This is a genomic window from Enterobacter sp. 120016 (genome assembly GCF_018383635.1).
In the GTDB taxonomy this organism is placed as follows: Bacteria; Pseudomonadota; Gammaproteobacteria; order Enterobacterales; family Enterobacteriaceae; genus Enterobacter; species Enterobacter asburiae_D.
The window spans coordinates 40,134-65,998 of the sequence record NZ_JAHAWC010000002.1 but is presented as its reverse complement, the minus strand read 5'-3'; the positions used below and the strand labels follow the sequence as shown (position 1 = coordinate 65,998).

The window sequence follows — 25,865 nt, the reverse complement described above, 5'->3', positions numbered from 1 at the left end:
ATTACGGAACAACAATCAGCGGGCCGCTGGCCGCACCCGTTGCCCGCCACTGCGGAACGTACATAGACTCCACCATCGGCACCGGCACCTGGTAGGTTCCCGGCGTCACGGCGCGGGCCAGATAAACCAGCGTGACCGGCTGACCTTCGTTTACCGGCACGGCAGCCACAAAGCGGTCGTCGCGGAACTCCATGTGCTGAATATCCGCCTGCTGCATCTGGCTCAGCAGGTTCTGTACCTCACTGCCGCTGTCCTGCAGGCTGGCGCTGCTGCTCGCCAGGTTCTGGTTTTCCAGCTCCAGACCAGCAGGGAGGAGATCCACCACCAGCGCATCCGGCACGTTCTGGCTGGCTTTAACGTCCAGCCACACCAGCACCAGTTCGCCGCTCTTCAGGGAAGAGAGCGATTTACTGCTGCCGTCGGTTGCCAGGATATGACGTTCAACCTGCAGCACGTTCGAGCTCGGCTGAGGGGCATATTCCGGATAGCCGGTGCTGTCCAGACGCACCCACAGCGGTGTCGTTCCGGTATTGGTGACCTGCAGCGCGCCAAGCTGGTCGCCGCTCACGTTTTGTACCAGTGACTTATCGCCGCCTGATGCGGTCTCAGACAGAGACGTTTTCGCCTGCCATGTACCGGACAAGGTTTGCAGCGAACGTCCTGCCAGGAACAGCGCATTGCTCTCCTGCGTTGACAGCCAGCGCTGGCTGAAGGCCTCTTCAGACAGCGCATTCAGCAGCGTATTCTGCGCATCCGGCAGCAGCTTGTACTCCTCCAGAAGGGAGAGCATCAGCGCGTTATCGCGAAGCGTGCTGCCGTAATCGGCCATCCAGGTTTTGCTGTCGTTACGCGGCGTTTTGAGCGCCAGGTCCAGCGCCTGCTGGCTGCGCGGCGCATCGCCCATCAGTTTGAGCGCCATGCCCAGCTGCATCAGCGGCAGCCCGGAAGCCGCCTGCCCGTGGCGATCCCAGATTTCACGCAGCGCGCCCAGCGGCGCTTTCTGCTGACGGGCCAGCACCAGCGCGGCATAGGCCTGCACGGCGAACTTGCTGGCCTGAGTATCGTCACTGTAGCGAATGGACATCATGCCCGGATCCTGCAGATAGCGCAGCAGACGGCTATTGGCGTTATTCACTGCATTGGCAGGTACGCTGTAACCCTGCTCGCCCGCGCGCACCAGGAAGTCGGTCACGTAGGCCGTCAGCCAGTACTCTTCCGGACCGTTTTTATCCCACAGCGCAAAACCGCCGTCTTCACGCTGCATCTGCAGCAGACGGGAGATGCCAATATCAATCGCTGCGCGGCGCTTGTCATCGGAGTCGCCCTTGATGCCAAGTGCAGCAAGCTGCGCCGCGTTGGTATAGAGCGACGGGAACAGGCCACTGGTGGTCTGCTCCAGGCAGCCATAAGGATACGCCTGCAGCTCGCGAATATAGCGCGCCAGGTTGAGCGGTGGTTTACCGCTCAGCAGCAGTTGTCCCTGCAGGGTGGCAGGAGAGAAACCGTTGCTGTGCTGCGCCGGTGCGGTCCAGGACTCGCCGGGGTTCAGCATGGCACCGGTATTCACCGTTTGCGCCGGGAACGCCGGACGCACGCCGATTTTCCAGCTCTTCTGCTGCGGTGCGAAAGTCTCGCCCGGAAGCTGCAGACCGGTCACCTGCGCGGTCACCTCACCGTCACCATAACCTTCCAGCGCACGCACCGGAATAAACAGGGTGCTCCGCGCGCCAGGAGACAGCTGAACCGGCTGCGGCTGTGCGCCCTCCAGAGACAGTTTGCCGGTTGCGGTCAGGGCGACGTTCAGCGTTTGCGGCTTGTCGGTCAGGTTGGTGAGATCCAACGTCAGCCGAGAGGTGTCTCCGCTTGCCAGGAAGCGCGGCGTATTAAGCTCGGTAATGACCGGCGCGGCCACCACAACCTTGCTTTCACTGCTGCCGAAATCGTCTTCCGTCCAGGCCTGCGCCATCAGACGCAGCTCGCCGTTGAAATCCCCAATAGGCAGCGTAATCGTGCCTTCTCCGTTGGCATCCAGCGTTACCGGCTGTGCCTGCTGGGCAATAATGGTGACGTGGTTCACCGGCGGTTTGCCGCCGCGCTTCAGTTCATCACCGTCACCACCAAAGCGCAACGCGGCCAGGCGGCCCTGCCCTTCAATGACCTGGCCGTAGATATCGTAGATATCCGCGCCGTAGCGCTTCTGGCCGAAGAAAGCCTGCCACGGATCGGGCGTAACGTAATCGGTAATGTTCAGCACGCCGCTGTCCACCGCCGAGACCAGCACGTTCACTTTCTGCGGCACCGCCCCCTCTTTAACGCTGGCTTTCACCTTCACCGAGAGCGTCTGGTTTGGACGCATCTTCTGCGGGTTATCGAGCGCAATATTCAGGCGGCGATTTTCGTCGCCCATCGGCAGATGCAGCAGGCCGACCGCGCGCTTCGGGGTGGCGGATTTGGATTTATCTCCAGGACGTACTACCAGCGTGCTCAGGTAGAGATCGTGACGTTTCCAGGCCTTGTCGACCGGGATAGCGAGATCGAGCCCGTTTGCCGGTACGTCGATCTCTTTCCACCACAGCGGCCCTTCGCTGGACTCGATCATCGCATAGCCCTTACCTGCGGCCGGCGCTGCAATGTGCAGGTTGATGGTGTCGCCAGGCTGATAGGCGGGTTTATCCAGCTTCAGCGTCACGCGGTCAGGGCGCGCGGCCCCGGTGCCGTCGCTGTTATCCTGCCAGCTATACCCTGCCCAGAAGCGCACGCTGCTGACCATCTCATCAGGCGCTTTAACCTCCAGACGATATGAGCCCCACTCCACCGGGAAGGTGACTTTACCCGTCTCGTCGGCCTTGAGGGTCAGCTCCTGCTCGCCTTCAACCAGGTCTTTCTGATCGAACTGAGACTGCCAGCCTTCGCTCTCAGACCAGTTCCAGAAGTAGTCACGGCGCTCGCGGATCAGGCGAACCTGCAAACCGGACACCGCTTTTTTCGCGCCGCTGGCATCGGCGTAAACGATATCGAAGCTGGCGTTGCCGTTCTCGTCAACAATCGGCTGGTTGACGGTGGTATCGGTGCGGTAGTCGTAAACGGCCTTGCTGGCGAACTGAGGGCGAATACCCGGCAGCTCAGCCGCTGGCCAGATGGCCTGCTCAGCGCGACGCGTCACCGGACGGCCGCCGGACTCCAGCAGGCTGGCCTGCAGGATCAGCTGCAGCGGAGAGTGCACCTCTTTCCACTGGCTTTCGGTAGAAACCTGTCCACGCCCCTGCTCATCAAGCGTAAGCTGAACTTCATCCAGACTGCGGCTCAGGTTCTCCTCGGCGATATCGCCAAACTGGAAACCCGGCAGCGCAGCCACCGCGTCACGCAGCGGACGCAGGAAAAGCTGGCCCTGCAGAGAATTACCGTTGGCCGGGGCGCCATACAGGTAATAACCCACCACGTTAAAGTCCACGTTATCCTGCGGTGAAACCGGCGTTTTTTGTCCGCTCAGGTTGAGCGCCATACGCTCTGGCATGAAGTCTTCGACGTGGAAGTCCCACAGGCGCTGCAGGTTATCGCCCGTGTTGGCGCGGATATGCCACATACCGGTCTGCGCTCCGCTGTCCAGCGGATAGTTAAAGCGATAGAGTCCGTTCTCTGGCTTGACGACAATCGTACGCGCGACCTGTCCATCCGGACGCAGCACGTCAAGCTTCACAGGCTGATCCGGAAGTGGCTTACCGTCACTGTCGCGCAGGAGACCGTTGAGGATCACCGTTTCACCCGGGCGGTAGAGATCGCGTGGGCCAAACATAAAGAATTGCTTGCTGTAGCCCGGGCTCCCCGCGATATCAAACTCCGCCAGGTCGAGTGCCGGTAGCTTGAGGTCAAGCAGCGTGGTCTGGCCATCTTTACTGGCCAGGATCAGCGCGGCCTCTTTGTCGGTTTCAAGCTTCGCATGGCCGTCGGCATCGCTGTTTGCTTCGGCAAGCGTCTGGCCTTTGTCATTCAGCAGGGTAACGGTCACGCCGGACTGCGCCGCACCGTTTTCCAGGCTCTGGGTGAAGATGTCAAGGCGGTTGTGATAACGGTGAGCGGACAGTCCAATATCGCTTAAGGTAAAGAGCGTCGCGGCGTTGCTGTAGTTGTAGTGCCCTGCCTGGTTCATGACCGCGATATAAACGCCAGACTGCTGGAGCGGTTTAATATCCTTCAGGGGCAACAGCAATTTTTCGCGCGTATTGCGCGCCGGATTAAGATCGAATCGACCGGTGTAAACCAGCTCCGCCATCTTCAGCAGGTTATCGGACTCCCAGTTGGTCAGCGAGTTACGGTACTCCCACTGGCTGACAAGGGAAGCCAGCGATTCAGGCTTCACGCGGTAAAAGTTGACATCAACATTGTTGACGTTGAGCGCCATCACCGGTAGACCTTCCACCACTTTGCCCGGCAGGAGCGAGCCGCGGCTGGCAAAACCAACGGTGGGTTCAACGTCCCGGGTGGTCAGGGCTTTTTCATAATCAATGCCGAACGTCGCCTTGTTCAGCGCCTGCAGGTCACGTTCAACGGTGACGACCAGGTTGCGGTTAGGCTCCAGATGGCGCAGGCGAAGCTCTTTCAGGTTAGGCGCAAGTTCCCACGCCCCATCAACCTTGCCGCTTTTCTTGTCCACGACATGCACGGTTTTTGCAAAATCCTGATCGGGATTTAGCGGAACAGAGAATGTCAGCACCAGCGTTGAAGCGCCGTCCAGCTGCACCTCTGAGGCATCCAGCAGGGTTAACGCTTTGCCCTGACTCTGCGCCGCCAGTTTTGCCAGCTTATCAGCGTCGGGCTTTTCCGCGGCTTTCGGTGTCGATGGGGTGGAGGCGGCGGGAGCCGCAGACTGAGTGGTATCGTCGCTGTTATCACAGCCGACAAGCGTAAACGTGGTAAACAGCGCGAGAGAAATCGCGGCTAGGCGAAACGGTTTCATCCTTTGTCCCTGGCCTATGGGGCCTGTTGGTCGTCGTCCGGATAAGTATTATCCGCAAGTTTCATTAATTCAAAAAGTCCAATTTTAGAATCCTGAAAGCGCCTCGCAGAACGGTCCCCTACTGTCACCCGGCAATGCTACACCGATCACAGCACCAAACGTTACATGTTACCTTTGAGGTCATTTGTTTTTAAAACAATAAGATAGCTGGATAAGCACGCCTGAAGACTGCTAGTTTTATGACCATGACGCACCCCGAGTGCGCGGTTCAAAAAGAGAGAAAGCCATGAAACGAGCCGTGAACGCCCTACAAAATTTCGGAAAATCATTGTACGGACCGGTACTTATCTTACCGATCGTCGGTCTGTTTATCGCCTTTGGTAACGTGCTGGGTAACGGTAATCTCGCTGAATACCTGCCGTTTCTTGGCCATCCCCTGATTCAGCATACTGGTCAGCTTATCGCGAAATCTGCCGTGTCGGTGCTGGTGAACCTGGCGCTGGTGTTTGCCGTCGGGATCCCGATTGGCCTGGCGACGCGTGATAAAGGCTATGCCGCGCTGATTGGTCTGGTGACCTTTGTCGTGTTCATCAACGCCATGAACGTCACGCTGCAGCTGCAGGGCGCGCTGGCGCCAGCTGCCCAGATGAAAGCGGCCGGGCAAACCATGGTGCTGGGCGTGCAGGTGCTGGAGATGGGCGTTTTCGCCGGGATCCTGACCGGGGCGCTCTCCGGCTATCTGTACAACAAATACTCCGGCGTACAGTTTAACGGCGCGATGGCGATTTACTCCGGCCACTGTTTTGTCGCTATCGTCATGCTCCCCGTCTCCATGCTGCTCGGCGTGGTGATGAGTGAACTGTGGCCGTTTGCCCAGCACGGCATTAGCGCCCTGGCGCTGGCCATCAAAGGCTCGGGGCCGTTTGGCGTGGCAATCTACGGTTTCCTGGAACGCATTCTGGTCCCCACCGGCCTGCACCATCTGGTTTATACGCCGTTCCTCTATACCGAGCTGGGCGGCACGCAGGAGGTGTGCGGCGCAACCTACCAGGGCGCGCGCAATATCTACTTTGCCGAGATGGCCTGCCCGGACGTGAAGCAGCTCAGCAGCACCGTGGTGTGGGACGCGCGCGGCATCAGCAAGATGTTCGGCCTGCCTGCCGCCGCGCTGGCGATGTATATGACCGCAAAGCCGGAGCGTAAAGCGATTGCGAAAGCCATTCTGATCCCGGCGGCGCTGACCTCGCTGCTGGTCGGCGTGACCGAGCCGATTGAGTTCTCCTTCCTGTTCGTCGCCCCGCTGCTCTTCGTGGTGCACGCGGTGCTGACCGGCATCGGCATGATGCTGTTCTCGCTGCTGGGCGTTCACGCCATCGGCGCCAACGGGATTATCGACTTCATCCTTTACAACCTGCCGCTCGGCACGGAGAAGTCCAACTGGCCGATGTACATCGTGGTCGGGCTGATTATGTTTGCCCTCTACTTCGTGGTGTTCCGCTTCCTGATCCTGCGCTTCAACATGAAAACGCCAGGCCGTGAGGATGACGATAAGGAGACGCGCCTCTACAGCAAGCAGGATTACCAGGCCAAAGGCAATAACGACGGGCTGGGCGAATCCATCGTGGTGGGGCTGGGCGGCCGGGAAAACATTGAAGTGGTGGATAACTGCTACACCCGCTTACGCGTCACGGTGAAGGACGTCGACATCATCGACGAGCCGCGCCTGAAGGCGACCGGCGCGAAAGGGATTATCAAACAAGGTAACAACGTTCAGGTGGTCTACGGGCTGCACGTCAAAAAAATGCGAGAAGCCGTTGAGACGTTTCTCTGAAAGGAGCTAAAGATGTTTACACCCCCATTCATTCTGTCGATCGCCGGCGGCGGCAGCACCTACACGCCGGGTATTGTGAAAAGCCTGATGGTGCGCCTGCAGGATTTCCCGCTGGCCGAAATTCGCCTTTATGACATCGACGAGGCGCGTCAGAACACCATTGCGCCCGTCGTAGAGAAGGTCATTCGCGACCACAGTCAGAGCATCAAATTTACCGTCACCAGTGACCCGGAAGTGGCCTTTAGCGGCGCGCATTTCGTCTTCGCCCAGATGCGCGTCGGCCAGTATAAAATGCGCGAGCAGGACGAGAAGATCCCGCTGCGTCACGGCGTGGTAGGCCAGGAGACCTGCGGACCCGGCGGCCTAGCCTACGGCCTGCGCACGATCCTGCCGATGGTGGAGCTTATCGATCTGGTCGATCGCTACGCGCATGAAAAAGCCTGGATCGTGAACTACTCCAACCCGGCGGCGATCGTTGCGGAGGGCGTGCGCCGCCTGCGGCCAAATGCGCGGGTGCTGAACATCTGCGATATGCCGGTAGCCGCGATGCGCAATATGGGGGCGATTCTGGGCGTCGATCGCCGTAAACTGGAGGTGGACTACTTCGGTCTGAACCACTTCGGCTGGTTTACCCGCGTACTGGTGGACGGCGAAGACAAGCTGCCGGAGCTGCGTAAGCATATCGCGAAGTTTGGCCTGCTGACGGAAGATGCGGCCAAAACCGACCCGCAGCACTCGGATCCTTCGTGGGTAAAAACCTGGCGCAACATTAAGCCAATCATGGACAACTTCCCGGAGTATCTGCCGAACCCGTATCTGCAGTACTACCTGATGCCGAACCAGATTGTGGAGCATCAGAACCCGGACTATACCCGCGCCAATGAAGTGATGGACGGGCGCGAGAAAAAGCTGTTCGCCGCAGCCGAAGAATATAAGCGCACCGGGATCCTGCCGGACGCCTTCCACGTGGGCGTGCACGGCGAGTTTATCGTCGACGTCGCCTGCTCGCTGGCCTTTAACCTGCGGAGCCGCCATCTGGTGATGGTGGAGAACCGCGGCGCGATTACCAACCTGCCGTACGATGCCGTGGTGGAAGTGCCCGCGTATATCACCTCCGAAGGCCCGGAACCGATCCGCGTCGGTCAGGTGCCGCTGTTCCATCAGACCCTTTTGCAACAGCAGCTCGCCTCCGAACAGCTGCTGGTGGAGGCGACCATCGAGGGCAGCTATGAGAAAGCCCTGCAGGCGTTCACCCTCAACCGCACCGTGCCGACCATGGAACATGCAAAAGCGATTCTGGATGAGATGATCGAGGCCAACCGCGACTACTGGCCAGCGCTGCAAAAAGCCTGGCAGGACGGCGAAACGGTGAAAAAATAGGGGCTTGCTCGCGAGTTGAACGTGGTTTGCTTGTCGGTGTCAGAAAAAACACCGACAATCCTTTTTTACGGAAAAGAATGGAGGCAACCCATGTCCACCTCATATTTTGTCGCCGCCGACTGGCTGATTGAGCACGGTGACGATCCGGAAGTTCAGATAATTGACGCGCGTATGGCCCCGCCGGGGCAAGAGCATCGCGACGTGCCCGGTGAATACCGCGCAGGGCACCTGCCTGGCGCGGTATTTTTTGATATCGAAGCCCTCTCCGATCACAACTCTCCCCTGCCGCACATGCTGCCGCGCCCGGAAGCATTTTCCGTGGCGATGCGCGAGCTGGGCGTCAGCAAAGACAAACACCTCGTTGTCTATGATGAAGGTAACCTCTTCTCCGCACCGCGCGCGTGGTGGATGCTGAAGAACTTCGGCGTGGAAAAAGTGTCGATTCTGGCGGGCGGGCTTGCCGGCTGGAAGCGTGACGAGCTGCCCCTTCAGCAGGGCGACGTGACGCTGCCGGAAGGCGAATTTGATGCCACGTTCGACGCGCACGTGGTGAAACGCCTGACCGACGTACTGGTCGTGAGCCACGAAAAAACAGCGCAAATCGTCGATGCCCGTCCTGCTCCGCGCTTCAATGCCGAAGCGGATGAACCGCGTCCGGGGCTGAAGCGTGGACATATTCCGGGCGCGCTGAACGTGCCGTGGGGCGATCTGGTGTTTGAGGGTGAACTGAAAACCACCGACGAGCTGCGCGCTATTTTTGACCGTGCAGGCGTGGATTTACATCGTCCGATTATTGCCAGCTGCGGCTCCGGCGTCACGGCCTGCGTGGTGATCCTGGCGCTCGCCACGCTCGGCGCGAACGACGTCACGCTATACGACGGCGCCTGGAGCGAATGGGGTGCGCGAGACGATCTGCCTGTCGAACCCGCGAAATAATGGATAACCGCCTGGCCACGCTGTTAACGCGCGGGGCATCGCTGACCCGCGCGGAGTATCGCGTCCTCGCCCACCTCACGGAGCATCCGCTGCTGGTGGGCAACATCACGGTGCGAGAACTGGCGCAGGCGACGTTTGTTTCTACCGCCACCATCATGCGGCTGTGCCAGAAGCTGGGATTCAGCGGCTTTAGCGAGTTTATCTGGCACTGTAAGCAGCTGCTCTCCGACACGCCGCATATTGCCGCCCAGGCTCCCTCCCTTCCAGAACTCCCGGCGCTGTTTAATCAGTTTATCGCCAACTATCAGCACACCTTCCAGTGGGTCACGCAGGAGAAGCGCCAGCAGTTTGCCGACCTGCTGCGCCAGAAAGAGAGCTTCTTTCTCTACGGCGCCGGGTTTTCCTATCTGTTTGCGGAGTACCTGACCAAGAAGCTGCAGGTGCTGGGCAAAACGGCGTTTATCTCCGGGCCGGGGGACAGCCGGAATATTTTCCTCAGCAACGCTGCCCGCTATCAGGTGTTTATTGCCGTCTCGCGCAGCGGCGAAACGGAACAGGTGCTGGATAAAGCGCGCATCGCCAAAAACGTCGGCATGACGATCGTCGCGTTTACCCGCGCCTCGGCCAACACGCTGGCGGGGATGGCGGACGTGCATTTTGCCCTCTATGACGAAGCGGTACACTTCGCCGCCGAAGCCGCAGGGGTGACGTCGTTTGAGTCGAATCTGGTGCTGCTGATGGATTTACTGCTGCTGGAAGCAACGGGGTGATATTCACCCCGCCGTAATCAGATGATGCGGTTAGTTTTGAGATCGCGCAGGAAGCCGCCCCAGCGACGCTCGTAGAACGGGGTGATATGCTCGGTAATAAAGTGGCTGATGCCCTTCTCACCGTTCTTCACCTGGCAGATATCAATCGGCTCATCCCCCGGCAGCGTGTCGGTCGCCACGCTTCCCGCTGCCTGAATGATTTCGTCGATATCGCCGTCCGCCTCAATACCAATCAGCAGAACCGGATGCTCGTCCGCGCGCTCTTTAATGGAGCAGAGAAACGCGCGTCTAACCGGTTTCAAGGTTTTGAACAGCGTGGTCAGGGAGTCAATCATCTGCGCGGGCGGCTCGGCCACTTCAGACAGCAGCAGCGTTTCGCCCCCTTCCAGCACCTCCTGGGTGCTGAGCGGGTTGCCCTCTTCGCCAATCAGGTGGCTGATTTCACGCGGCGTGAACTCTTTCCCGGTCGGCAATTTAGCGTTGAGGAACAGCGTCTGGCCCAGCGTCATTTCAAACAGAGTACGCACCGGCATAACCACGAACGCCTGTTCGTCTTCTACCGCTTTCTGCAGGGCTTCCAGCGAGGTGAAGAACGGGATCACCGACGTGCCGTCGTCTTTCTCCCAGTGCAGCAGTTCCAGCGCGCTGTCTTCGACAACCTGCTCACCTTCCGCCGCGGTGCCCGGCACCCAGACGGTGGATTCCAGCAGCGTGCGGAAAAATGCCGGACGGTGGGCGGGCTCGGTCGCCGCCTGCTCCAGCAGGGTTTCTAATTCGTTTTTGGTTTCTGACATAACAATTCCAGATGATGCATTTCCCCCTCACCCCGGCCCTCTCCCTCAAGGGAGAGGGAGCAAACCATCCCCTCTCCCCATGGGAGAGGGTTAGGGTGAGGGCAATAACGATTACTCAGCCGTCAGCAGGTTCGCCACGGTACGCACGCCCAGACCGGTCGCGCCCGCGGACCACTGCTCAACCGCCGCTTTACGGTACGTTGCGGAGCAGTCGATGTGCAGCCAGCCTTCGTGATAATTCTCAACGAAGTGGGACAGGAAGCCTGCTGCGGTGCTTGCACCCGCCGGGTACGCCGCGCTCGCGGTGTTGTTCAGCTCGGCAAAGTTGGACGGCAGCTGGCTGCGGTGGAACTCGGCCAGCGGCAGACGCCAGAACGGCTCGTTTTCCGCAGCGGCGCTTGCCAGCAGGCGAGCGGCCAGCTTGTCGTCGAAGCTGAACAGCGCATGGTAGTCGTTGCCCAGCGCCGTTTTCGCCGCGCCGGTGAGGGTCGCCATGTCGATAATCAGCTCCGGCTTCTGGGCAGAGGCGTCGATCAGGCCATCGGCCAGCACCAGACGGCCTTCGGCGTCGGTGTTCATCACTTCGACGTTTTTGCCGTTGCGGTAGCGAATGATGTCGCCCAGCTTGAAGGCGTTACCGCTCACCATGTTGTCCGCGCAGCAGAGATACAGCTTCACGCGCTTGTTCAGACCGCGAGTGATGGCAAACGCCAGCGCGCCGGTGATGGTTGCCGCGCCGCCCATGTCGGACTTCATAGAGTCCATGAACGCGCTCTGCTTCAGGCTGTAGCCGCCGGTATCGAAGGTGATGCCTTTACCCACCAGGCAGGCAAAGACCGGTGCCGCTTTATCGCCGGTTGGGTTGTAATCCAGCGCCAGCAGGACCGGAGGACGCTCGGAACCACGGCCCACGGTGTGGATGCCCATGTAATTCTGCTCGCGCAGGTCTTCACCTTTGGTGATGCGGTAGGACATTTTGTCGCCCGCCACACCGCACAGCAGGTCAACGGCGCGCTGCGCCAGCTGCTCCGGACCGAGCTCTTCCGCCGGGGCGTTGATGGTGTCGCGCACCCAGTCGATAATGTTCAGGCGGCTTTCCAGCTCTTTCTGGCCGGCTTCATCAAGGTTAGCCCACTCAATTTTGCGGGTGCCTTTCGGGCCTTTGTAGCCCGCCCAGAATGCCCAGCTGCGGTCGGTGTCCCAGCCTTCGCCTTCCAGGGAGACATGCTTAATGCCCAGACCGTCAATTTTACGGGCAGCGCGCTGGATCAGGCCGGTATCATCTTTGCCGGTCAGGTGCAGGGTAATGCCGTCGTTATTAATGCTGTAGGTGGCTTTCTCGCCCCAGCGCGCGTCGGCAGGCTGATTCGAGAGCGTAATCTTCATCGCTTCGGTCATTTTATTTTTCCTTATTAGCAACTAGCAAACGGGCCGCCTGAAGGCAGCCCGTTATGTTATTTATTCTGCTTCATCTAACCAGACTAACAGAATCGCCTCCAGAATTTTTTCATTGGATGCGTTTGGATCGTCGTCGAAATCCTCTAAATCGCAGATCCACTGATGCATGTCGGTGAATCGTACGGTCTTCGGATCGAGATCCGGGTTCGCGTCGTAGAGCGCTTCGCCGATTTCACGGCTGTCTGTCCACTTCAGTCCCATATCAATGCTCGCGTGCGTGGTTGATGGTGTAGCGTGGGAATTCCACGACCAGATCTTCATCGGTCACCGTAGCCTGGCAGCTCAGGCGGCTGTCTGGCTCCAGACCCCATGCTTTATCCAGCATGTCGTCTTCGTCTTCGGTGCTCTCGGCGAGAGAGTCGAAACCTTCGCGCACGATGCAGTGGCAGGTGGTGCAGGCACAGGATTTCTCACAGGCATGTTCCACTTCGATACCTGCACGCAGGGCAACATCGAGAATGGTTTCACCGGTCTTCGCTTCCAGAACAGCGCCATCCGGACAGAGGTCCGCATGAGGCAAAATTACAATCTTTGGCATATTAAACCTCGTCCACGGACTGGCCTTTCAGCGCGACGCGGACAGATTTGTCCATGCGGCGAGCAGCAAAGTCCTGGGTTTGTTTATCAACGTTTTTAATGGCTTCTTCTATTGCGTCAGCGTCATCGCCTACTGCGACAGCGCTTAAGTGCGCGGCAGCATCGTCAATCACCTGACGCTCAGCGGCGCTTAACAGCGCGGCATCGGCAGCAAGCGCGCCGTTCAGGCTTTCCAGCACGCGGGCGGCTTCAACTTTCTGTTCAGCCAGCATACGCGCCTTCACATCCTGCTCGGCGTAGCTCATTGAGTCCTGAATCATGGAGGCGATTTCGCCATCGGTCAGGCCGTAGGACGGCTTCACCTGGATGGACGATTCCACGCCGGTGGATTTTTCCATCGCCGTGACGCTCAGCAGGCCGTCCGCATCCACCTGGAAGGTGACGCGAATATGCGCCCCGCCCGCAGGCAGCGCCGGAATACCGCGCAGCGCAAAGCGCGCCAGAGAGCGGCAGTCCTGCACCAGCTCGCGTTCGCCCTGCATCACGTGGATGGACATAGCGGTCTGGCCGTCTTTGAAGGTGGTGAACTCCTGCGCGCGCGCCACCGGAATGGTGGTGTTACGCGGGATCACTTTCTCCACCAGGCCGCCCATGGTTTCTAACCCCAGCGACAGCGGAATGACGTCAAGCAGCAGCATTTCGCTGTCCGGTTTGTTGCCGACCAGAATATCGGCCTGGATTGCAGCGCCCACGGCAACCACTTTATCCGGGTCGATGGAGGTCAGCGGCGTGCGGCCAAAGAATTCGCCCACGCGCTCGCGCACCAGCGGCACGCGGGTCGAGCCGCCCACCATGACGACTTCCAGCACCTCGTTTGCCTCAACGCCCGCATCTTTCAATGCGCGACGGCAGGCCAGCAGGGTGCGTTTCACCAGCGGGGCAATCAGATCGCTGAACCGGTCGCGGGTGATGTCACCCTGCCAGCCCGCAACGTTTACGGTAACCGTCTGCGCATCGCTCAGGGCGATTTTGGCGTCGATGGCCGCATCCAGCAGCTCACGCTGCACGCGCGCATCGCTGCGATCGCTGATCCCCGCCTGCTCGCGAATGTAGTCAGCCAGCAGATGGTCGAAGTCATCGCCGCCCAGCGCGGAATCCCCGCCAGTCGCCAGCACTTCAAACACCCCGCGGCTTAAGCGCAGGATCGAGATATCAAAGGTACCGCCGCCGAGATCGTAAACCGCAATGACCCCTTCCTGACCGGAGTCGAGGCCGTAGGCAATCGCCGCCGCCGTCGGTTCGTTCAGCAGGCGCAGCACGTGCAGGCCCGCCAGACGCGCGGCGTCTTTGGTGCCCTGACGCTGTGCATCGTCAAAATAGGCCGGAACGGTGATCACCACGCCGTCTAAATCGCCGCCGAGCGTCGCCGTCGCGCGCGCCGCGAGCGCTTTGAGGATGTCGGAGGAAACACGAATCGGGTTCAGCAGACCGGCCGCGGTCGCGATCATCGGCAGGCCGTTTTCACTGGCCTGCAGCTGATACGGCAGATGCGGATAGCGGGTCTGAATATCGGTCAGCGAGCGGCCCATCATGCGCTTTACGGAGCTGATGGTGTTGGCCGGATCGCGCGCGGCGTTGGCGCGAGCGTCATAGCCGACCGCGTGACCCTGCTGCTGGTAGTGGACTACGGAAGGCAGCAGATGGCGGCCCTGCTCGTCGGCCAGCGTTTCCGCCTGGCCGCTGCGCACGGTCGCCACGAGGGAATTGGTGGTGCCGAGGTCAATACCCACCGCCAGACGACGCTGGTGCGGTGCGGCACTTAAGCCAGGCTCACTAATTTGTAATAAGGCCATAATTGCTTCCGAAATTTAAAAATCGAGCAGCTTTTCTTCGAGTTGTTCAGCACTGCTTCGCAGTTTATCGAGAAAACGGAGTTTGCGCACAGTATCTGCCGCCACGTCCCAGGTCTCGTTGTTCAGTTGCTCCACCATCTGCTGATGGCGGGTATCGAACATGCCCTTCACGCGCGTGATGAAGCTTTCCAGACGCGCTTCGTCTTTGGCCTGTTCAATCTCATCCAGCTCTTCGCGAAGTTCCAGCTGTTCCATCAGAAACGCGGTGTCGCGCACGGTATGCTGTTCGCTCGCCAGATCGAAACCGTGGAGCGAGAGTAGGTACTCGGCACGGCTCAGCGGATGACGCAGCGTCTGCCAGGCCTGGTTGATGGTCGCAGAGTGCGATACCGCAGCCAGCTGTTCTGCCTGAGTACCACTGGCGAATTTATCCGGGTGATACTGACGCTGCAGATCCTGAAAGCGGATCGTCAGCGCCTGCAGATCAATCGGGTATTGAGCGGGTAGTCCGAAGAGAGTGAAGTAATCCATAACAATCTCAGGGGTAGCCTGTTAGAAGAAACCCCACGCGCAGCAGAGCCACGGTGGGGTTATACCTTCTTACTTCGCGCTGCAGATGCGTTGTCTGCGCTCGTTCCCCCCAGTCACTTACTTAAGTAAGCTCCTAGGGATTCACTCGCTTGCCGCCTTTCTGCAACACGAATTAATCGGTATAACAGCGGAACGCGGTTAAACGTGGAAGCTTTCGCCGCAACCACACTCGTCTTTGACGTTCGGGTTCGTGAATTTGAACCCTTCGTTCAGGCCTTCTTTAACGAAGTCCAGCTGAGTGCCGTTGAGGAATTGCAGGCTTTTGCCATCGACCACCACCTTCACGCCCTTGTCTTCAAACACGGTGTCGTCAGACGCCGGTTCATCAACAAACTCCAGTACGTAAGCCATACCAGAACAGCCGGAGGTACGTACGCCCAGTCGCAGGCCAAAGCCTTTACCACGGTTCGCCAGAAAAGAGCTTACTCGCGCGGCAGCGCTGTCGCTAAGGGTAATCGACATACTCAAACCTCAATTATTTTGCTTCACGTTTGCTTTTGTAATCCGCAATGGCGGCTTTGATCGCGTCTTCTGCCAGAATTGAACAGTGAATTTTCACCGGTGGCAGTTCGAGTTCTTCAGCAATATCCGTGTTCTTGATTGCCTGTGCTTCGTCCAGAGACTTGCCCTTCACCCATTCGGTGACCAGGGAGCTGGACGCGATAGCAGAACCGCAGCCGTAGGTCTTGAAGCGCGCGTCTTCAATGATACCTTCATTGTTGACTTTAATCTGCAACTTCATCACGTCGCCACACGCCGGTGCGCCAACCATGCCGCTACCGACAGATTCGTCGCTGTTGTCAAAAGAGCCAACGTTGCGCGGGTTTTCGTAATGATCGATGACTTTTTCGCTGTATGCCATGATTGAATTCTCCTTATATACCGATTAGTGATGTGACCATTCAATGCTGTTCAGATCCACGCCCTGCTTGAACATTTCCCACAGTGGAGAAAGGTCGCGCAGACGGCCGATGGAGTTGCGAACCAGCTTGATGGTGTAGTCAATCTCTTCTTCGGTAGTGAAACGACCTAAAGAGAAACGGATAGAGCTGTGTGCCAGCTCGTCGGTCATACCCAGCGCGCGCAGCACGTAGGATGGCTCCAGGCTTGCAGACGTACAGGCAGAACCGGAAGAAACGGCCAGGTCTTTCAGCGCCATGATCAGCGATTCGCCTTCAACATAGTTAAAGCTGACGTTGAGAATGTTGGGTGCGCCCTGCTCGAGATCGCCGTTCAGATACACTTCTTCCATATCTTTCACGCCGTCCCACAGACGGTTACGCAGCGTGCGCAGGCGCGCCATCTCGGTTTCCATCTCTTCTTTTGCAATGCGGTACGCTTCGCCCATGCCCACGATCTGGTGAACAGGCAGCGTACCGGAACGCATGCCGCGCTCGTGACCGCCGCCGTGCATCTGTGCTTCGATGCGGATACGTGGCTTACGACGAACGTACAGCGCGCCGATCCCTTTCGGGCCATAGATTTTGTGGCCGGAGAAGGACATCAGGTCCACTTTCAGCTGGCTCAGGTCGATAGGCAGTTTGCCCACGCTCTGGGTCGCGTCCACGTGGTAGATGATGCCGCGCGCGCGGCACATTTCGCCGATGGTCGCGATGTCCTGTACCACACCGATTTCGTTGTTGACGTGCATGATAGAAACCAGAATGGTGTCATCACGCATGGCCGCTTCGAGCTCTTTGAGGTCAATAATACCGTTGCTCTGTGGGGCGAGATAGGTCACTTCGTACCCTTCACGCTCCAGCTGGCGGCAGGTATCAAGCACGGCTTTGTGTTCGGTTTTGCTGGTGATAATGTGCTTGCCTTTTTTCTGATAAAAGTTGGCTGCACCTTTGATCGCCAGGTTGTCGGATTCGGTCGCACCGGAGGTGAAAACAATCTCACGCGGGTCGGCACCCACCAGGTCGGCAATCTGATTACGGGCGATATCAACCGCCTCTTCAGCATGCCAGCCAAAACGGTGTGAACGGGAAGCTGGGTTACCAAAGTTTCCGTCCAGGGTCAGACACTGCATCATTTTCTCGGCAACACGCGGGTCCACCGGCGTGGTTGCGGAGTAATCGAGATAAATCGGTAATTTCATTGCTCTTTAAACTCCGTACATCGCTTCAATGCAAGGAATCAGGCAACCGGCTGGATGTACGACCGAGTACGCGGGGCGTGTCCGCCCCGGCCTGATTCTGAAATCTTTATCGTTTTATTACGCGCGCAGTTTGACGTCGATAGCGTCCTGCGCGCGGGTGCTGCGTTGGGAATCCTGACCGTGCTGACGACCCGAGACATCCAGAACTTCCTGGTTATTGACCAGTTCACCCAGGGTGATGTTGTTCAGGAAGCCGGTGAGACGGTCGCTCAGATCGCGCCACAGCGCGTGGGTCAGGCATTTGTCGCCGCCCTGGCAGCCGCCTTTACCCTGGCAACGGGTCGCGTCAACGGATTCGTCAACTGCGCTAATCACTTCACCAACTGCAATACTGCCCGCGTCTTTACCCAGCAGATAACCGCCGCCTGGGCCACGAACGCTGGAAACCAGTCCATTTTTACGCAGTCTGGAGAACAGCTGTTCCAGATAAGAGAGGGAGATCCCTTGTCGTTCAGAAATATCAGCCAACGGAACCGGGCCCGCTTCGGAGTTGAGCGCAACGTCCAGCATCGCGGTCACGGCATAACGCCCTTTAGATGTCAGTCTCATGTCTTACTTAACCTCAAACTCGCCCCTGCCCGGGGTTTTTTATAGTAAAATGGGGTATTGCATAGCAGGGCCAAGTCTGACATTCCTGACTAAAATGGTCAACTATTTACTTGACTGTTTTAGTCAGGTATTTAACCTTCCGTGCCGTTTTACCTGGGTGCGGCCTGATGCCCTCACCCCGGCCCTCTCCCACGGGGAGAGGGAGAAAACAAACCGGCACTATTCCTTATTCTTCTGCTCAATCGACGCCAGAATTCCGCGCAGGATGTTCAGCTCCTGGCTTTCCGGGCGCGCACGGGTAAACATACGGCGCAGCTTGTTCATTACCTGGCCCGGGTGGCCTTCACGGATAAAGCCGGTTGAGAGCAGCGTCTGCTCCAGGTGACCGTAGAAGCGCTCAAGGTCGTCCACCAGAGGGTAGGCCGTCTCTTCTTTCGGTTCGACCGGTTTCTCCTGCGTCGCCAGCCACGCCATACGCACTTCATAGGCGATAACCTGCACCGCCATCGCCAGGTTCAGCGAGCTGTATTCCGGGTTCGCCGCGATGGCAACGTGATAGTGGCACTTCTGCAGCTCGTCGTTGGTCAGGCCAACGCGCTCGCGGCCAAACACCAGCGCAACCGGTGCCTGCTCCGCTTCTGAGACGCTTTTCAGGCCGCATTCGCGCGGATCCAGCATCGGCCACGGCAGCGTGCGTGATCGCGCGCTCGTGCCGACAACGAGGCTGCAGCCGGCCAGCGCTTCGTCAAGGGTGTCGACGATCTGGGCGTTGCCGATCACGTCGCTGGCACCGGCCGCCAGGGCGATGGCCTGCGAGTCTGGTTTCACCAGCGGATTAACCAGCCACAGGTTTGTTAATCCCATGGTTTTCATAGCGCGGGCAACGGAGCCCATGTTGCCGGTATGCGATGTTTCGACCAGCACGATTCGAATGTTTTGCAGCATAATTTTTAATGTCTGAATTCAGCGTCTGAAGAATATTCGGGCATATTATCATAAACGGGAGACATAATCCGATCCCACTGCTATACTCTGCGCCGATTTTCCTGTTCTTTAACATCCAGTGAGAGAGACCGATGCATCCGATGCTGACCATCGCCGTGCGCGCAGCGCGCAAGGCGGGTAATGTAATTGCCAAACACTACGAAACGCCAGACTCCGTAGAAACCAGCCAGAAAGGCAGCAATGATTTCGTGACTAACGTCGATAAAGCCGCAGAAGCGATTATTATCGAAACGATCCGCAAATCTTACCCACAGCACACCATCATCACCGAAGAAAGCGGTGAACATGAAGGTACCGATCAGGATGTTCAATGGGTTATCGATCCACTGGATGGCACCACCAACTTCGTCAAACGCCTGCCACACTTCTCTGTGTCTATCGCAGTACGTATTAAAGGCCGTACTGAAGTCGCCGTTGTTTACGATCCAATGCGTAACGAACTGTTCACCGCTACCCGCGGTCAGGGTGCACAGCTGAACGGCTACCGTCTGCGCTGCAGCAACGCACGCGATCTGGACGGCACCATCCTGGCGACCGGTTTCCCGTTCAAGGCGAAACAGCACGCGACCACCTATATGAATATCCTGGGCAAACTGTTCACCGAATGCGCGGACTTCCGTCGCACCGGTTCTGCTGCGCTGGATCTGGCCTACGTGGCGACCGGCCGCGTTGACGGTTACTTCGAGCTGTCACTGAAGCCTTGGGACTTTGCTGCGGGCGAGCTGATCGCGCGTGAAGCAGGCGCGATTGTTTGCGACTTCACCGGCGGCCACAACTACATGACCACTGGCAACATCGTTGCGGGTAACCCACGCGTTGTTAAAGCCATGCTGGCAAACATGCGTGATGAACTGAGCGATGCGCTGAAGCGTTAATCCCGGTAATTCCCTCTCCCTGTGGGAGAGGGTCAGGGTGAGGGCATCAGACCGCACCCTATTAGAAAGGCCGCAATCCCCTTCCTACCGGCACCGCGCTCATCCACATCGTCACCGCCGCCACCAGCAGAATCACCCCGCCCGCCAGCGCAAGCGTTGTCCACCCTACCTGTCGCCACAGCACCGGCGTTTTATTGCCGCTGAGTTTGACCGCCAGCTGACGGAAGCTGTGTACCAGCAGCGCTAACGACGAAATGGTGAGAGACGTTCCTGCCGCCATCGCCAGCGCGGAGAGCATTCCCCAGCCGAACACGCCAATCACCTTACTGAACAGCAGCACCATGATGGCACCCGAACACGGGCGCATACCCATCGAGAGAACAATCATCAGCCGCGCGCGCCAGTCGTCACCGTTCTGCAACTGTTCCTGCGTGGGCAAATGCTGATGCCCGCAGCCGCAGCTTTCATCATGAACGTGGTGCGGTGTAAAGGTTTTGAATTTCGGTTTTTGCAGCAGCACGCGCAGCTTTTTCAGCGCCCGCCAGCAGAGGATCAGCCCCAGCACGCCCACCAGCGCGTAGCTCCCCTTCTCAAGCCAGAAGCTGCTCAGGTGCAGCTGGCGCGCGGGAAGCTGTAACAGCGAAAGCACGACCACGACGAGCGCAATCGCCACGCCGCCCTGAAGCAGGGAGGAGGCTAGCGTCAGGCCAATACTCGATTTCAGCTTCGACGGATGTGTGGCGAGCCAGGTTGTGATGACAATTTTGCCATGCCCCGGCCCCAGCGCGTGCAGAACGCCATAGATAAAGCTGAACGCCAGCAGGGAGCCACCCGCTTTGGTCGGGTTCTCCGCCACCGCCTTCAGCAGCCCGCTCATCTGCTGGTTGACCTCACGCTGCCAGACAATGCTTTTCATCATGACCTGCGGCCAGGCCTGCCACAGCCACAGCGAACCGCAAACGGCGAACAGCAGAAAGAGCGCCAGCGGCCAGAGGTGAAGCCAGCGGCGTGGTTTCCGAACCGGAGAGGAGATCACTGACATTGTAACGTCACCTCCTGCGCGAACTGTTTACCCAACTCCATGTCCTCAGGCGGTGCATCTTCTTTATCAAGCGAGACCGCAAAGTTCAGCGTCTCCTCGCTGGGTTTCGGGGTATGCACGCCAATTTTGCAGTTTTTTTGCAGAGCGTCCGGCAGCCGTACGTCGCTGTCTTTGTCATAGCGCATGTCGACATAGTAGGTAGGATCAAAGGTGGAAAAACGGTACGTTTGCCCCGCCAGCGGCTGCGGATGCGCCAGAGGAAGCACGAACGTCAGCACCGCCTGATGCCCGTCACGCGTCATACCGTATTCCGTTGGCCGGTTAAGAAATTTGACCTTCTGCCCGTTGTGCCAGAATTCCGTGAAGTAGTGCTGGCCGAGCACGTTGGCCATCACTTCCGCCGCCAGCTTTTTCCAGATTTCGTCGCCGGGCTTCGCGTTTCCCGCATCATAGAGCAGATCGGCCGAGGTGATTTCATCCATCGTCCAGCGCATCTTCAGGCCGCTCAGCTGCGTGCCGTCGGTGACCAGCTCCGTCTGGAGGTCAATAAAACTGTGAGGGTGTGCGCTGGCGGTGAAGCTGATAGCCGCCAAAAATAACGCCATCGCACTTTGTTTAACTGTTTGCATCAATTCCTCACGTCAAAAATTCTGTGATGTTCCCCAGCAATCCTGAGTGAAAGGCCTGCCGGCGCGCTTTTCAGCGCTCATCCTTTAGCTATTCTTATCAAACATTCACACTGGATACCCGACAGATGATGACGACGCTTGAAATTCCATCTGTGCTTTCCAGTTCGCAGCGCCGCTGCCAGGTGCTCTTGATGCTTTACCTGCCCGATGCTGCCGTCACCGCACAGAGCATCATTGCTGCCAACGGGGTTGACGACGCGATGGCACGGCAAGATATAGCCGAGACGCGCGATGAAATCCAGCGCTATCACCGGCTGGACATCGTCACGCACCACGACGGCAGCTACCGGATTGAAGGCACAGCCCTGAATCAGCGTTTATGCCTGCTGCACTGGCTGCGTCGGGCGCTGCGGCTTTGCCCGCAGTTTGTCTCGCACCAGTTTACCCCCGCATTAAAAACCGCGCTTAAACAACACGGCATTGCGCGGCCGCTTTACGACGATGCGAACCTGCGGGCGCTGATCGGCTTCTGCTCACGCAAGCTCCAGCGCCAGTTTGAATGCCGCGACGTCCAGTTTTTACAGCTCTATTTACAATACTGTCTTATTCAGCACCAGCTCGGGAATACGCCGCAGTTTTCTCACGTTCAGCGCAGCTGGACCCAGTCGAGAGGGGAGTATTTTACGGCCCAGGAGATCGTGCGTCACTGGAGACGGCGCGTCCCGCAGGGAGCGCACGGGGAAGAACAGCTGTTTCTGGCGCTGCTGTTTATGATGCTCCGCACGCCCGATCCGGTGCTCGATAAGCACCAGCAGGATCAGCGCTTGCGCCGGGCCATCGTGCGCATGGTCGCCCGTTTTCGCTCACAGACCGGAATGAACTTCAGCGACGAGCAAGGGCTGACCGATCAGCTGTATATCCATCTTGCTCAGGCGCTGGACCGCTCGCTGTTTGAGATTGGCATCGACACTTGCCTGCCGGAGGAGATCCATCGTCTCTATCCCCGGCTGTTACGCACCACGAAGGAAGCGCTGTTTGAGCTGGAGGCGGAATTTGGGCTGCGTTTTTCTGATGAAGAGATGAGCCTTGTCGCGGTGATTTTCGGTGCCTGGCTGATGCAGGAGACCGATCTGCACGAAAAACAGGTGATCCTGCTGACGGGAGACGATAAGGCCAGCGAGGATCTGATTGAACAGCAGCTTCGCGAGCTGACGCTGCTGCCGCTCAATATTCGCTATCTGACGCTGCAGGCTTTCCAGAAAGAGGGGGCACCGCGCGAGGCCGCGCTGGTTATCACCCCCTACCCTACCGTCCTGCCGCTGTTCTCGCCGCCGCTGATCCATGCCGTTGAGACATTGAACGCGCAGCAGCAAGAACATATTCGCGCCATGCTGGAATCATAGCGACGCGCGAGCGGCCACTTTAGGGCGAACAACGATTGCGGGTAAGGCGACCAGCGCCATCACCCAGAAGACGCCATGCCCCAGATGCTGGTAGAGGAACCCCGCAAAGACCGTCATGATCGCGATACTGCCCCCCATTGCAACCGCAGAATAGACGGCCTGCAGCCGAATAACGTCCCCACCCTCGCGCGCAGCGATATAGCGCATCGCCGCCAGATGACACACGGTAAAGGTGCCGCAGTGAAGAATTTGCGCCACTATCAGCCACGGCAATTCGGTCGTCCAGCCCATAATGCCCCAGCGCGCCACGCCGCACACGGCGGAAAGCAGCAGCAGGTCACGCGCGCCAAAGCGACGGAATAGCTTCTTGCTCAGGGCGAAGATAATAACTTCGGCCACCACGCCCAGCGACCACAGATAGCCCACGGCGGAAGCAGAGTATCCCGCTCCCTGCCAGTAGATGGCGCTGAAGCCATAGTACGCCGCATGCGCCCCCTGAAGCAGACAAACACACGCGAGAAAGCGCCAGCTTTGTGCTACCAGGCTCCGCCAGGCGGGCCAGCCTGCGCTCTCCTGATGGCGGCTCTCTCCCTGCGGCATTATCGACGGCCGCAGCAGCATGCCCAGCAGCATTGAGGCAATACCGATACTCAGCAGGGCGAGAATGGCGCGGTAATCGTAAAGGCTGACCAGTTTACCCACCAGCGCGGAGCCAATCACAAAGGCAATAGAGCCCCACAGGCGCACGCGCCCATAGTCCATGGTGATCTGCTTTTGCCAGGTGTTCGCCAGGGCATCCGTCAGCGGTACCAGCGGGGAGAAGAACAGGTTAAAGCCGACCATCACCACCATCAGCCAGGCAAACTGGTGGCTGACCCAGAAGCAGGCAACAAAGACCAGCGTCAGCAGAGCAAGAATGCGCACAGCCTTGATCAGCAAGGAGGGATCGCTGACGCGCGGGGCAATCAGCAGGCTACCGAGGAAACGCGCCACCAGCCCGGCCCCCAGCAGGACGCCGATGGTCTCGGGAGTCAGGCCGATACCCTTGAGCCAGACGCTCCAGAAGGGCAGAAAAATACCGTAGCTAAAGAAATAGGTGAAATAACTGAGCGCCAGCCAGCGCGTGGAATGCAAGACCATGAATCCCTCCCGAAATCGAGGCCATAGTCTGGCGAGAATATAAAAATTAAGCAAGTCGATAGCCTGCTATAAATTAACGAAAAATTAACATCTTGTGCAGTCGCCTGGCTTATGGCAGGGAATGAAAATATGTATTACGTTTAAATTACTCCACTTGCAGAGGTTTTTCTGCCATGAACTCACTACGTTATTTCGATTTCGGTCAGTCACGTCACCTGCTGCTGCTGATTGGCCGCATCGCGCTTGTCGTGCTGTTTATTATCTTTGGTTATCCAAAACTGACGGGGTTTAGCGGCACCGTACAATATATGACCTCGCTGGGTGCACCGATGCCCATGCTGGCGGCCATTATTGCGGTGGTGATGGAAGTGCCTGCCGCTATCCTGATCGTGCTGGGCTTTTTCACCCGTCCGCTCGCGGTACTGTTTGTATTCTATACCCTCGGAACCGCGGTGATTGGACACCACTACTGGGATATGACCGGTGATGCGGTCGTGCCGAATATGATTAACTTCTACAAGAATATCAGTATTGCCGGTGCCTTTATTTTGCTGGCCATTGTCGGACCGGGAGCCATTTCCCTCGACCGGCGTTAAACCATAAAAAAAGGCCGCATGCGCGGCCTTTTTTATTTCTGCAAAGCAGATGAATTATGCGTATACCGGGAAGCGTGCGCAGATATCCAGAACTTTACCTTTGACGCGCTCGATTACCGCTTCGTCATTGATGTTGTCCAGAACGTCACACATCCAGCCGGCCAGCTCTTTTACTTCCGCTTCTTTAAAGCCGCGGCGAGTCACGGCCGGAGAACCGATACGGATACCGGAGGTCACGAACGGGCTCTTCGGATCGTTTGGCACGCTGTTTTTATTCACGGTGATGTTGGCGCGGCCCAGGGCAGCGTCAGCTTCTTTACCGGTCAGGTTCTTATCAACCAGATCCAGCAGGAACAGGTGGTTTTCGGTACCGCCGGATACCACTTTGTAGCCACGGTTCAGGAACACTTCCACCATCGCTTTGGCGTTCTTAGCAACCTGCTGCTGATAAACCTTGAACTCTGGCTCCATCGCTTCTTTCAGCGCTACCGCTTTAGCCGCGATAACGTGCATCAGCGGGCCGCCCTGCGCGCTTGGGAACACGGCGGAGTTCAGTTTTTTGTACAGCTCTTCGTCACCGCCTTTCGCCAGGATCAGGCCACCGCGCGGACCCGCCAGGGTTTTGTGGGTGGTGGTGGTCACAACGTGAGCGTGTGGAACCGGGTTCGGGTAAACGCCAGCGGCAATCAGGCCCGCAACGTGCGCCATGTCGACGAACAGGTAAGCACCGATGCTGTCCGCAATTTCACGCATTTTTGCCCAGTCAACGATACCGGAGTAAGCGGAGAAGCCACCGATGATCATCTTCGGTTTGTGCTCTTTAGCCTGCTTCGCCATGTCTTCGTAGTCAATTTTACCGGACTCATCAATACCGTAAGGGATGATGTTGTACAGTTTGCCGGAGAAGTTAACCGGGGAGCCGTGAGTCAGGTGGCCGCCCTGCGCCAGGTTCATACCCAGAACGGTATCGCCCGGCTGCAGCAGCGCGGTGTAGACCGCGAAGTTAGCCTGAGAGCCAGAGTGCGGCTGCACGTTCGCATAGTCAGCGCCAAAGAGTTCTTTCGCACGGTCGATAGCCAGCTGCTCAACGATATCAACGTACTCGCAACCGCCGTAGTAGCGTTTGCCCGGGTAACCTTCAGCATATTTGTTAGTCAGCTGAGAACCCTGCGCCTGCATGACGCGCGGGCTGGTGTAGTTTTCGGAGGCGATCAGTTCGATGTGCTCTTCCTGACGTACTTTTTCCTGCTCCATAGCCTGCCACAGTTCGGCATCATAATCGGCAATGTTCATTTCACGCTTTAACATCCGCATCTCCTGACTCAGCTAACAAGTAAATTTTGGCCTGAAAAGGCAGTCCT

23 protein-coding genes are annotated in these 25,865 nt (G+C 58.2%); 7 read left to right on the top strand and 16 right to left on the bottom strand.

Translation table 11 applies throughout. The features are described 5' to 3' along the window. Window position 1 precedes the first annotated feature (1 nt). A complete protein-coding gene (locus tag KIF87_RS04590; RefSeq protein ID WP_213328054.1) occupies window positions 2–4,954 on the bottom strand; it encodes an alpha-2-macroglobulin family protein in 4,953 nt (1,650 codons plus the stop codon). 286 nt (window positions 4,955–5,240) lie between these two features. Here KIF87_RS04590 and KIF87_RS04585 point away from each other — a divergent pair, with 286 nt between their 5' ends. The 4 genes from KIF87_RS04585 to KIF87_RS04570 all read left to right on the top strand — a co-directional run bounded on the left by KIF87_RS04585 (window position 5,241) and on the right by KIF87_RS04570 (window position 9,871). Beyond that, window positions 5,241–6,785, top strand: coding sequence for a PTS transporter subunit EIIC (locus tag KIF87_RS04585; protein ID WP_213328053.1), 1,545 nt, complete (start codon window positions 5,241–5,243; stop codon window positions 6,783–6,785). Between the two features lie 12 nt (window positions 6,786–6,797). Continuing rightward, entirely contained in the window at window positions 6,798–8,165 is a 1,368-nt protein-coding gene (locus KIF87_RS04580) for a 6-phospho-alpha-glucosidase (protein WP_042718127.1), read from the top strand. Window positions 8,166–8,255: 90 nt separating this feature from the next. Continuing rightward, entirely contained in the window at window positions 8,256–9,101 is an 846-nt protein-coding gene (gene sseA, locus KIF87_RS04575) for a 3-mercaptopyruvate sulfurtransferase (RefSeq protein WP_213328052.1), read from the top strand. Beyond that, window positions 9,101–9,871: a MurR/RpiR family transcriptional regulator gene (locus KIF87_RS04570; RefSeq protein WP_213328051.1), complete on the top strand. Its 771-nt coding sequence runs from the start codon at window positions 9,101–9,103 to the stop codon at window positions 9,869–9,871. Before sseA ends, KIF87_RS04570 begins: the two co-directional genes overlap by 1 nt. Window positions 9,872–9,888: 17 nt before the next feature. On the opposite strand, the gene sseB is transcribed toward KIF87_RS04570, so the two are convergent. The 11 genes from sseB to trmJ all read right to left on the bottom strand — a co-directional run bounded on the left by sseB (window position 9,889) and on the right by trmJ (window position 18,759). Continuing rightward, entirely contained in the window at window positions 9,889–10,665 is a 777-nt protein-coding gene (gene sseB / locus KIF87_RS04565) for an enhanced serine sensitivity protein SseB (RefSeq protein WP_213328050.1), read from the bottom strand. A gap of 111 nt (window positions 10,666–10,776) precedes the next feature. Next, entirely contained in the window at window positions 10,777–12,063 is a 1,287-nt protein-coding gene (pepB, locus tag KIF87_RS04560; protein ID WP_213328049.1) for an aminopeptidase PepB, read from the bottom strand. Between the two features lie 60 nt (window positions 12,064–12,123). Then, the gene (gene iscX, locus KIF87_RS04555; protein WP_003860650.1) at window positions 12,124–12,324 is read right to left on the bottom strand and encodes a Fe-S cluster assembly protein IscX; all 201 of its coding nucleotides are present in this window, start codon (window positions 12,322–12,324) and stop codon (window positions 12,124–12,126) included. A 1-nt stretch (window position 12,325) separates the two neighbouring features. Beyond that, the gene (gene fdx, locus KIF87_RS04550; protein WP_032659448.1) at window positions 12,326–12,661 is read right to left on the bottom strand and encodes an ISC system 2Fe-2S type ferredoxin; all 336 of its coding nucleotides are present in this window, start codon (window positions 12,659–12,661) and stop codon (window positions 12,326–12,328) included. A 1-nt stretch (window position 12,662) separates the two neighbouring features. Further along, window positions 12,663–14,513 (bottom strand): Fe-S protein assembly chaperone HscA, encoded by a 1,851-nt coding sequence (hscA, locus tag KIF87_RS04545; RefSeq protein ID WP_213328048.1) that lies wholly within the window; start codon window positions 14,511–14,513, stop codon window positions 12,663–12,665. A 15-nt stretch (window positions 14,514–14,528) separates the two neighbouring features. Continuing rightward, window positions 14,529–15,044: a co-chaperone HscB gene (hscB, locus tag KIF87_RS04540; protein ID WP_119915345.1), complete on the bottom strand. Its 516-nt coding sequence runs from the start codon at window positions 15,042–15,044 to the stop codon at window positions 14,529–14,531. A gap of 198 nt (window positions 15,045–15,242) precedes the next feature. Continuing rightward, complete coding sequence (iscA, locus tag KIF87_RS04535; RefSeq protein ID WP_003860659.1) at window positions 15,243–15,566, bottom strand: iron-sulfur cluster assembly protein IscA; 324 nt, start codon at window positions 15,564–15,566, stop codon at window positions 15,243–15,245. A gap of 13 nt (window positions 15,567–15,579) precedes the next feature. Further along, window positions 15,580–15,966: a Fe-S cluster assembly scaffold IscU gene (iscU, locus tag KIF87_RS04530; RefSeq protein ID WP_003860661.1), complete on the bottom strand. Its 387-nt coding sequence runs from the start codon at window positions 15,964–15,966 to the stop codon at window positions 15,580–15,582. 24 nt (window positions 15,967–15,990) lie between these two features. Continuing rightward, window positions 15,991–17,205, bottom strand: a complete 1,215-nt coding sequence (iscS, locus tag KIF87_RS04525) for a cysteine desulfurase (protein WP_008502157.1) — start codon at window positions 17,203–17,205, stop codon at window positions 15,991–15,993. A gap of 117 nt (window positions 17,206–17,322) precedes the next feature. After that, entirely contained in the window at window positions 17,323–17,814 is a 492-nt protein-coding gene (gene iscR, locus KIF87_RS04520) for a Fe-S cluster assembly transcriptional regulator IscR (RefSeq protein WP_023308826.1), read from the bottom strand. A gap of 219 nt (window positions 17,815–18,033) precedes the next feature. After that, window positions 18,034–18,759, bottom strand: coding sequence for a tRNA (cytosine(32)/uridine(32)-2'-O)-methyltransferase TrmJ (trmJ, locus tag KIF87_RS04515; RefSeq protein ID WP_023333041.1), 726 nt, complete (start codon window positions 18,757–18,759; stop codon window positions 18,034–18,036). A gap of 131 nt (window positions 18,760–18,890) precedes the next feature. On the opposite strand from trmJ, the gene suhB reads away from it, so the two are divergent. Next, window positions 18,891–19,694: an inositol-1-monophosphatase gene (gene suhB, locus KIF87_RS04510; protein ID WP_028014077.1), complete on the top strand. Its 804-nt coding sequence runs from the start codon at window positions 18,891–18,893 to the stop codon at window positions 19,692–19,694. A 61-nt stretch (window positions 19,695–19,755) separates the two neighbouring features. On the opposite strand, the gene KIF87_RS04505 is transcribed toward suhB, so the two are convergent. Next, a complete protein-coding gene (locus tag KIF87_RS04505) occupies window positions 19,756–20,736 on the bottom strand; it encodes a nickel/cobalt transporter (protein WP_213328047.1) in 981 nt (326 codons plus the stop codon). Beyond that, window positions 20,727–21,365 carry a DUF1007 family protein gene (locus KIF87_RS04500; protein ID WP_032659456.1) on the bottom strand — a complete coding sequence of 213 codons (639 nt, stop codon included), beginning with the start codon at window positions 21,363–21,365 and terminating at the stop codon, window positions 20,727–20,729. The genes KIF87_RS04505 and KIF87_RS04500 overlap by 10 nt, the downstream gene beginning before the upstream one ends. 125 nt (window positions 21,366–21,490) lie before the next feature. Between KIF87_RS04500 and csiE the strand changes: the two genes are divergently transcribed. Beyond that, window positions 21,491–22,768, top strand: coding sequence for a stationary phase inducible protein CsiE (csiE, locus tag KIF87_RS04495; protein ID WP_213328046.1), 1,278 nt, complete (start codon window positions 21,491–21,493; stop codon window positions 22,766–22,768). Here csiE and KIF87_RS04490 read toward each other — a convergent pair. Then, window positions 22,763–23,908 (bottom strand): 3-phenylpropionate MFS transporter, encoded by a 1,146-nt coding sequence (locus KIF87_RS04490; protein ID WP_213328045.1) that lies wholly within the window; start codon window positions 23,906–23,908, stop codon window positions 22,763–22,765. The two genes, csiE and KIF87_RS04490, sit on opposite strands and share 6 nt — an antisense overlap. Before the next feature lie 173 nt (window positions 23,909–24,081). Between KIF87_RS04490 and KIF87_RS04485 the strand changes: the two genes are divergently transcribed. Continuing rightward, window positions 24,082–24,504: a DoxX family protein gene (locus tag KIF87_RS04485; RefSeq protein ID WP_063143407.1), complete on the top strand. Its 423-nt coding sequence runs from the start codon at window positions 24,082–24,084 to the stop codon at window positions 24,502–24,504. A gap of 54 nt (window positions 24,505–24,558) precedes the next feature. Here KIF87_RS04485 and glyA read toward each other — a convergent pair whose 3' ends face one another. Next, window positions 24,559–25,812, bottom strand: a complete 1,254-nt coding sequence (gene glyA / locus KIF87_RS04480; protein WP_008502165.1) for a serine hydroxymethyltransferase — start codon at window positions 25,810–25,812, stop codon at window positions 24,559–24,561. Between the last annotated feature and the right edge of the window lie 53 nt (window positions 25,813–25,865).

Bases quoted from the DNA above. Each gene is read 5' to 3' on its own strand.
- KIF87_RS04580 (WP_042718127.1), top strand. From the start codon at position 6,798: ATGTTTACACCCCCATTCATTCTGTCGATCGCCGGCGGCGGCAGCACC.
- trmJ (WP_023333041.1), bottom strand. From the start codon at position 18,759: ATGCTGCAAAACATTCGAATCGTGCTGGTCGAAACATCGCATACCGGC.
- sseB (WP_213328050.1), bottom strand. From the start codon at position 10,665: ATGTCAGAAACCAAAAACGAATTAGAAACCCTGCTGGAGCAGGCGGCG.
- KIF87_RS04590 (WP_213328054.1), bottom strand. From the start codon at position 4,954: ATGAAACCGTTTCGCCTAGCCGCGATTTCTCTCGCGCTGTTTACCACG.
- KIF87_RS04500 (WP_032659456.1), bottom strand. From the start codon at position 21,365: ATGCAAACAGTTAAACAAAGTGCGATGGCGTTATTTTTGGCGGCTATC.
- KIF87_RS04485 (WP_063143407.1), top strand. From the start codon at position 24,082: ATGAACTCACTACGTTATTTCGATTTCGGTCAGTCACGTCACCTGCTG.
- KIF87_RS04585 (WP_213328053.1), top strand. From the start codon at position 5,241: ATGAAACGAGCCGTGAACGCCCTACAAAATTTCGGAAAATCATTGTAC.
- iscA (WP_003860659.1), bottom strand. From the start codon at position 15,566: ATGTCGATTACCCTTAGCGACAGCGCTGCCGCGCGAGTAAGCTCTTTT.
- fdx (WP_032659448.1), bottom strand. From the start codon at position 12,661: ATGCCAAAGATTGTAATTTTGCCTCATGCGGACCTCTGTCCGGATGGC.
- KIF87_RS04570 (WP_213328051.1), top strand. From the start codon at position 9,101: ATGGATAACCGCCTGGCCACGCTGTTAACGCGCGGGGCATCGCTGACC.
- KIF87_RS04490 (WP_213328045.1), bottom strand. From the start codon at position 23,908: ATGGTCTTGCATTCCACGCGCTGGCTGGCGCTCAGTTATTTCACCTAT.
- hscA (WP_213328048.1), bottom strand. From the start codon at position 14,513: ATGGCCTTATTACAAATTAGTGAGCCTGGCTTAAGTGCCGCACCGCAC.
- iscU (WP_003860661.1), bottom strand. From the start codon at position 15,966: ATGGCATACAGCGAAAAAGTCATCGATCATTACGAAAACCCGCGCAAC.
- suhB (WP_028014077.1), top strand. From the start codon at position 18,891: ATGCATCCGATGCTGACCATCGCCGTGCGCGCAGCGCGCAAGGCGGGT.
- pepB (WP_213328049.1), bottom strand. From the start codon at position 12,063: ATGACCGAAGCGATGAAGATTACGCTCTCGAATCAGCCTGCCGACGCG.
- csiE (WP_213328046.1), top strand. From the start codon at position 21,491: ATGATGACGACGCTTGAAATTCCATCTGTGCTTTCCAGTTCGCAGCGC.
- KIF87_RS04505 (WP_213328047.1), bottom strand. From the start codon at position 20,736: ATGTCAGTGATCTCCTCTCCGGTTCGGAAACCACGCCGCTGGCTTCAC.
- iscR (WP_023308826.1), bottom strand. From the start codon at position 17,814: ATGAGACTGACATCTAAAGGGCGTTATGCCGTGACCGCGATGCTGGAC.
- iscS (WP_008502157.1), bottom strand. From the start codon at position 17,205: ATGAAATTACCGATTTATCTCGATTACTCCGCAACCACGCCGGTGGAC.
- sseA (WP_213328052.1), top strand. From the start codon at position 8,256: ATGTCCACCTCATATTTTGTCGCCGCCGACTGGCTGATTGAGCACGGT.
- hscB (WP_119915345.1), bottom strand. From the start codon at position 15,044: ATGGATTACTTCACTCTCTTCGGACTACCCGCTCAATACCCGATTGAT.
- glyA (WP_008502165.1), bottom strand. From the start codon at position 25,812: ATGTTAAAGCGTGAAATGAACATTGCCGATTATGATGCCGAACTGTGG.
- iscX (WP_003860650.1), bottom strand. From the start codon at position 12,324: ATGGGACTGAAGTGGACAGACAGCCGTGAAATCGGCGAAGCGCTCTAC.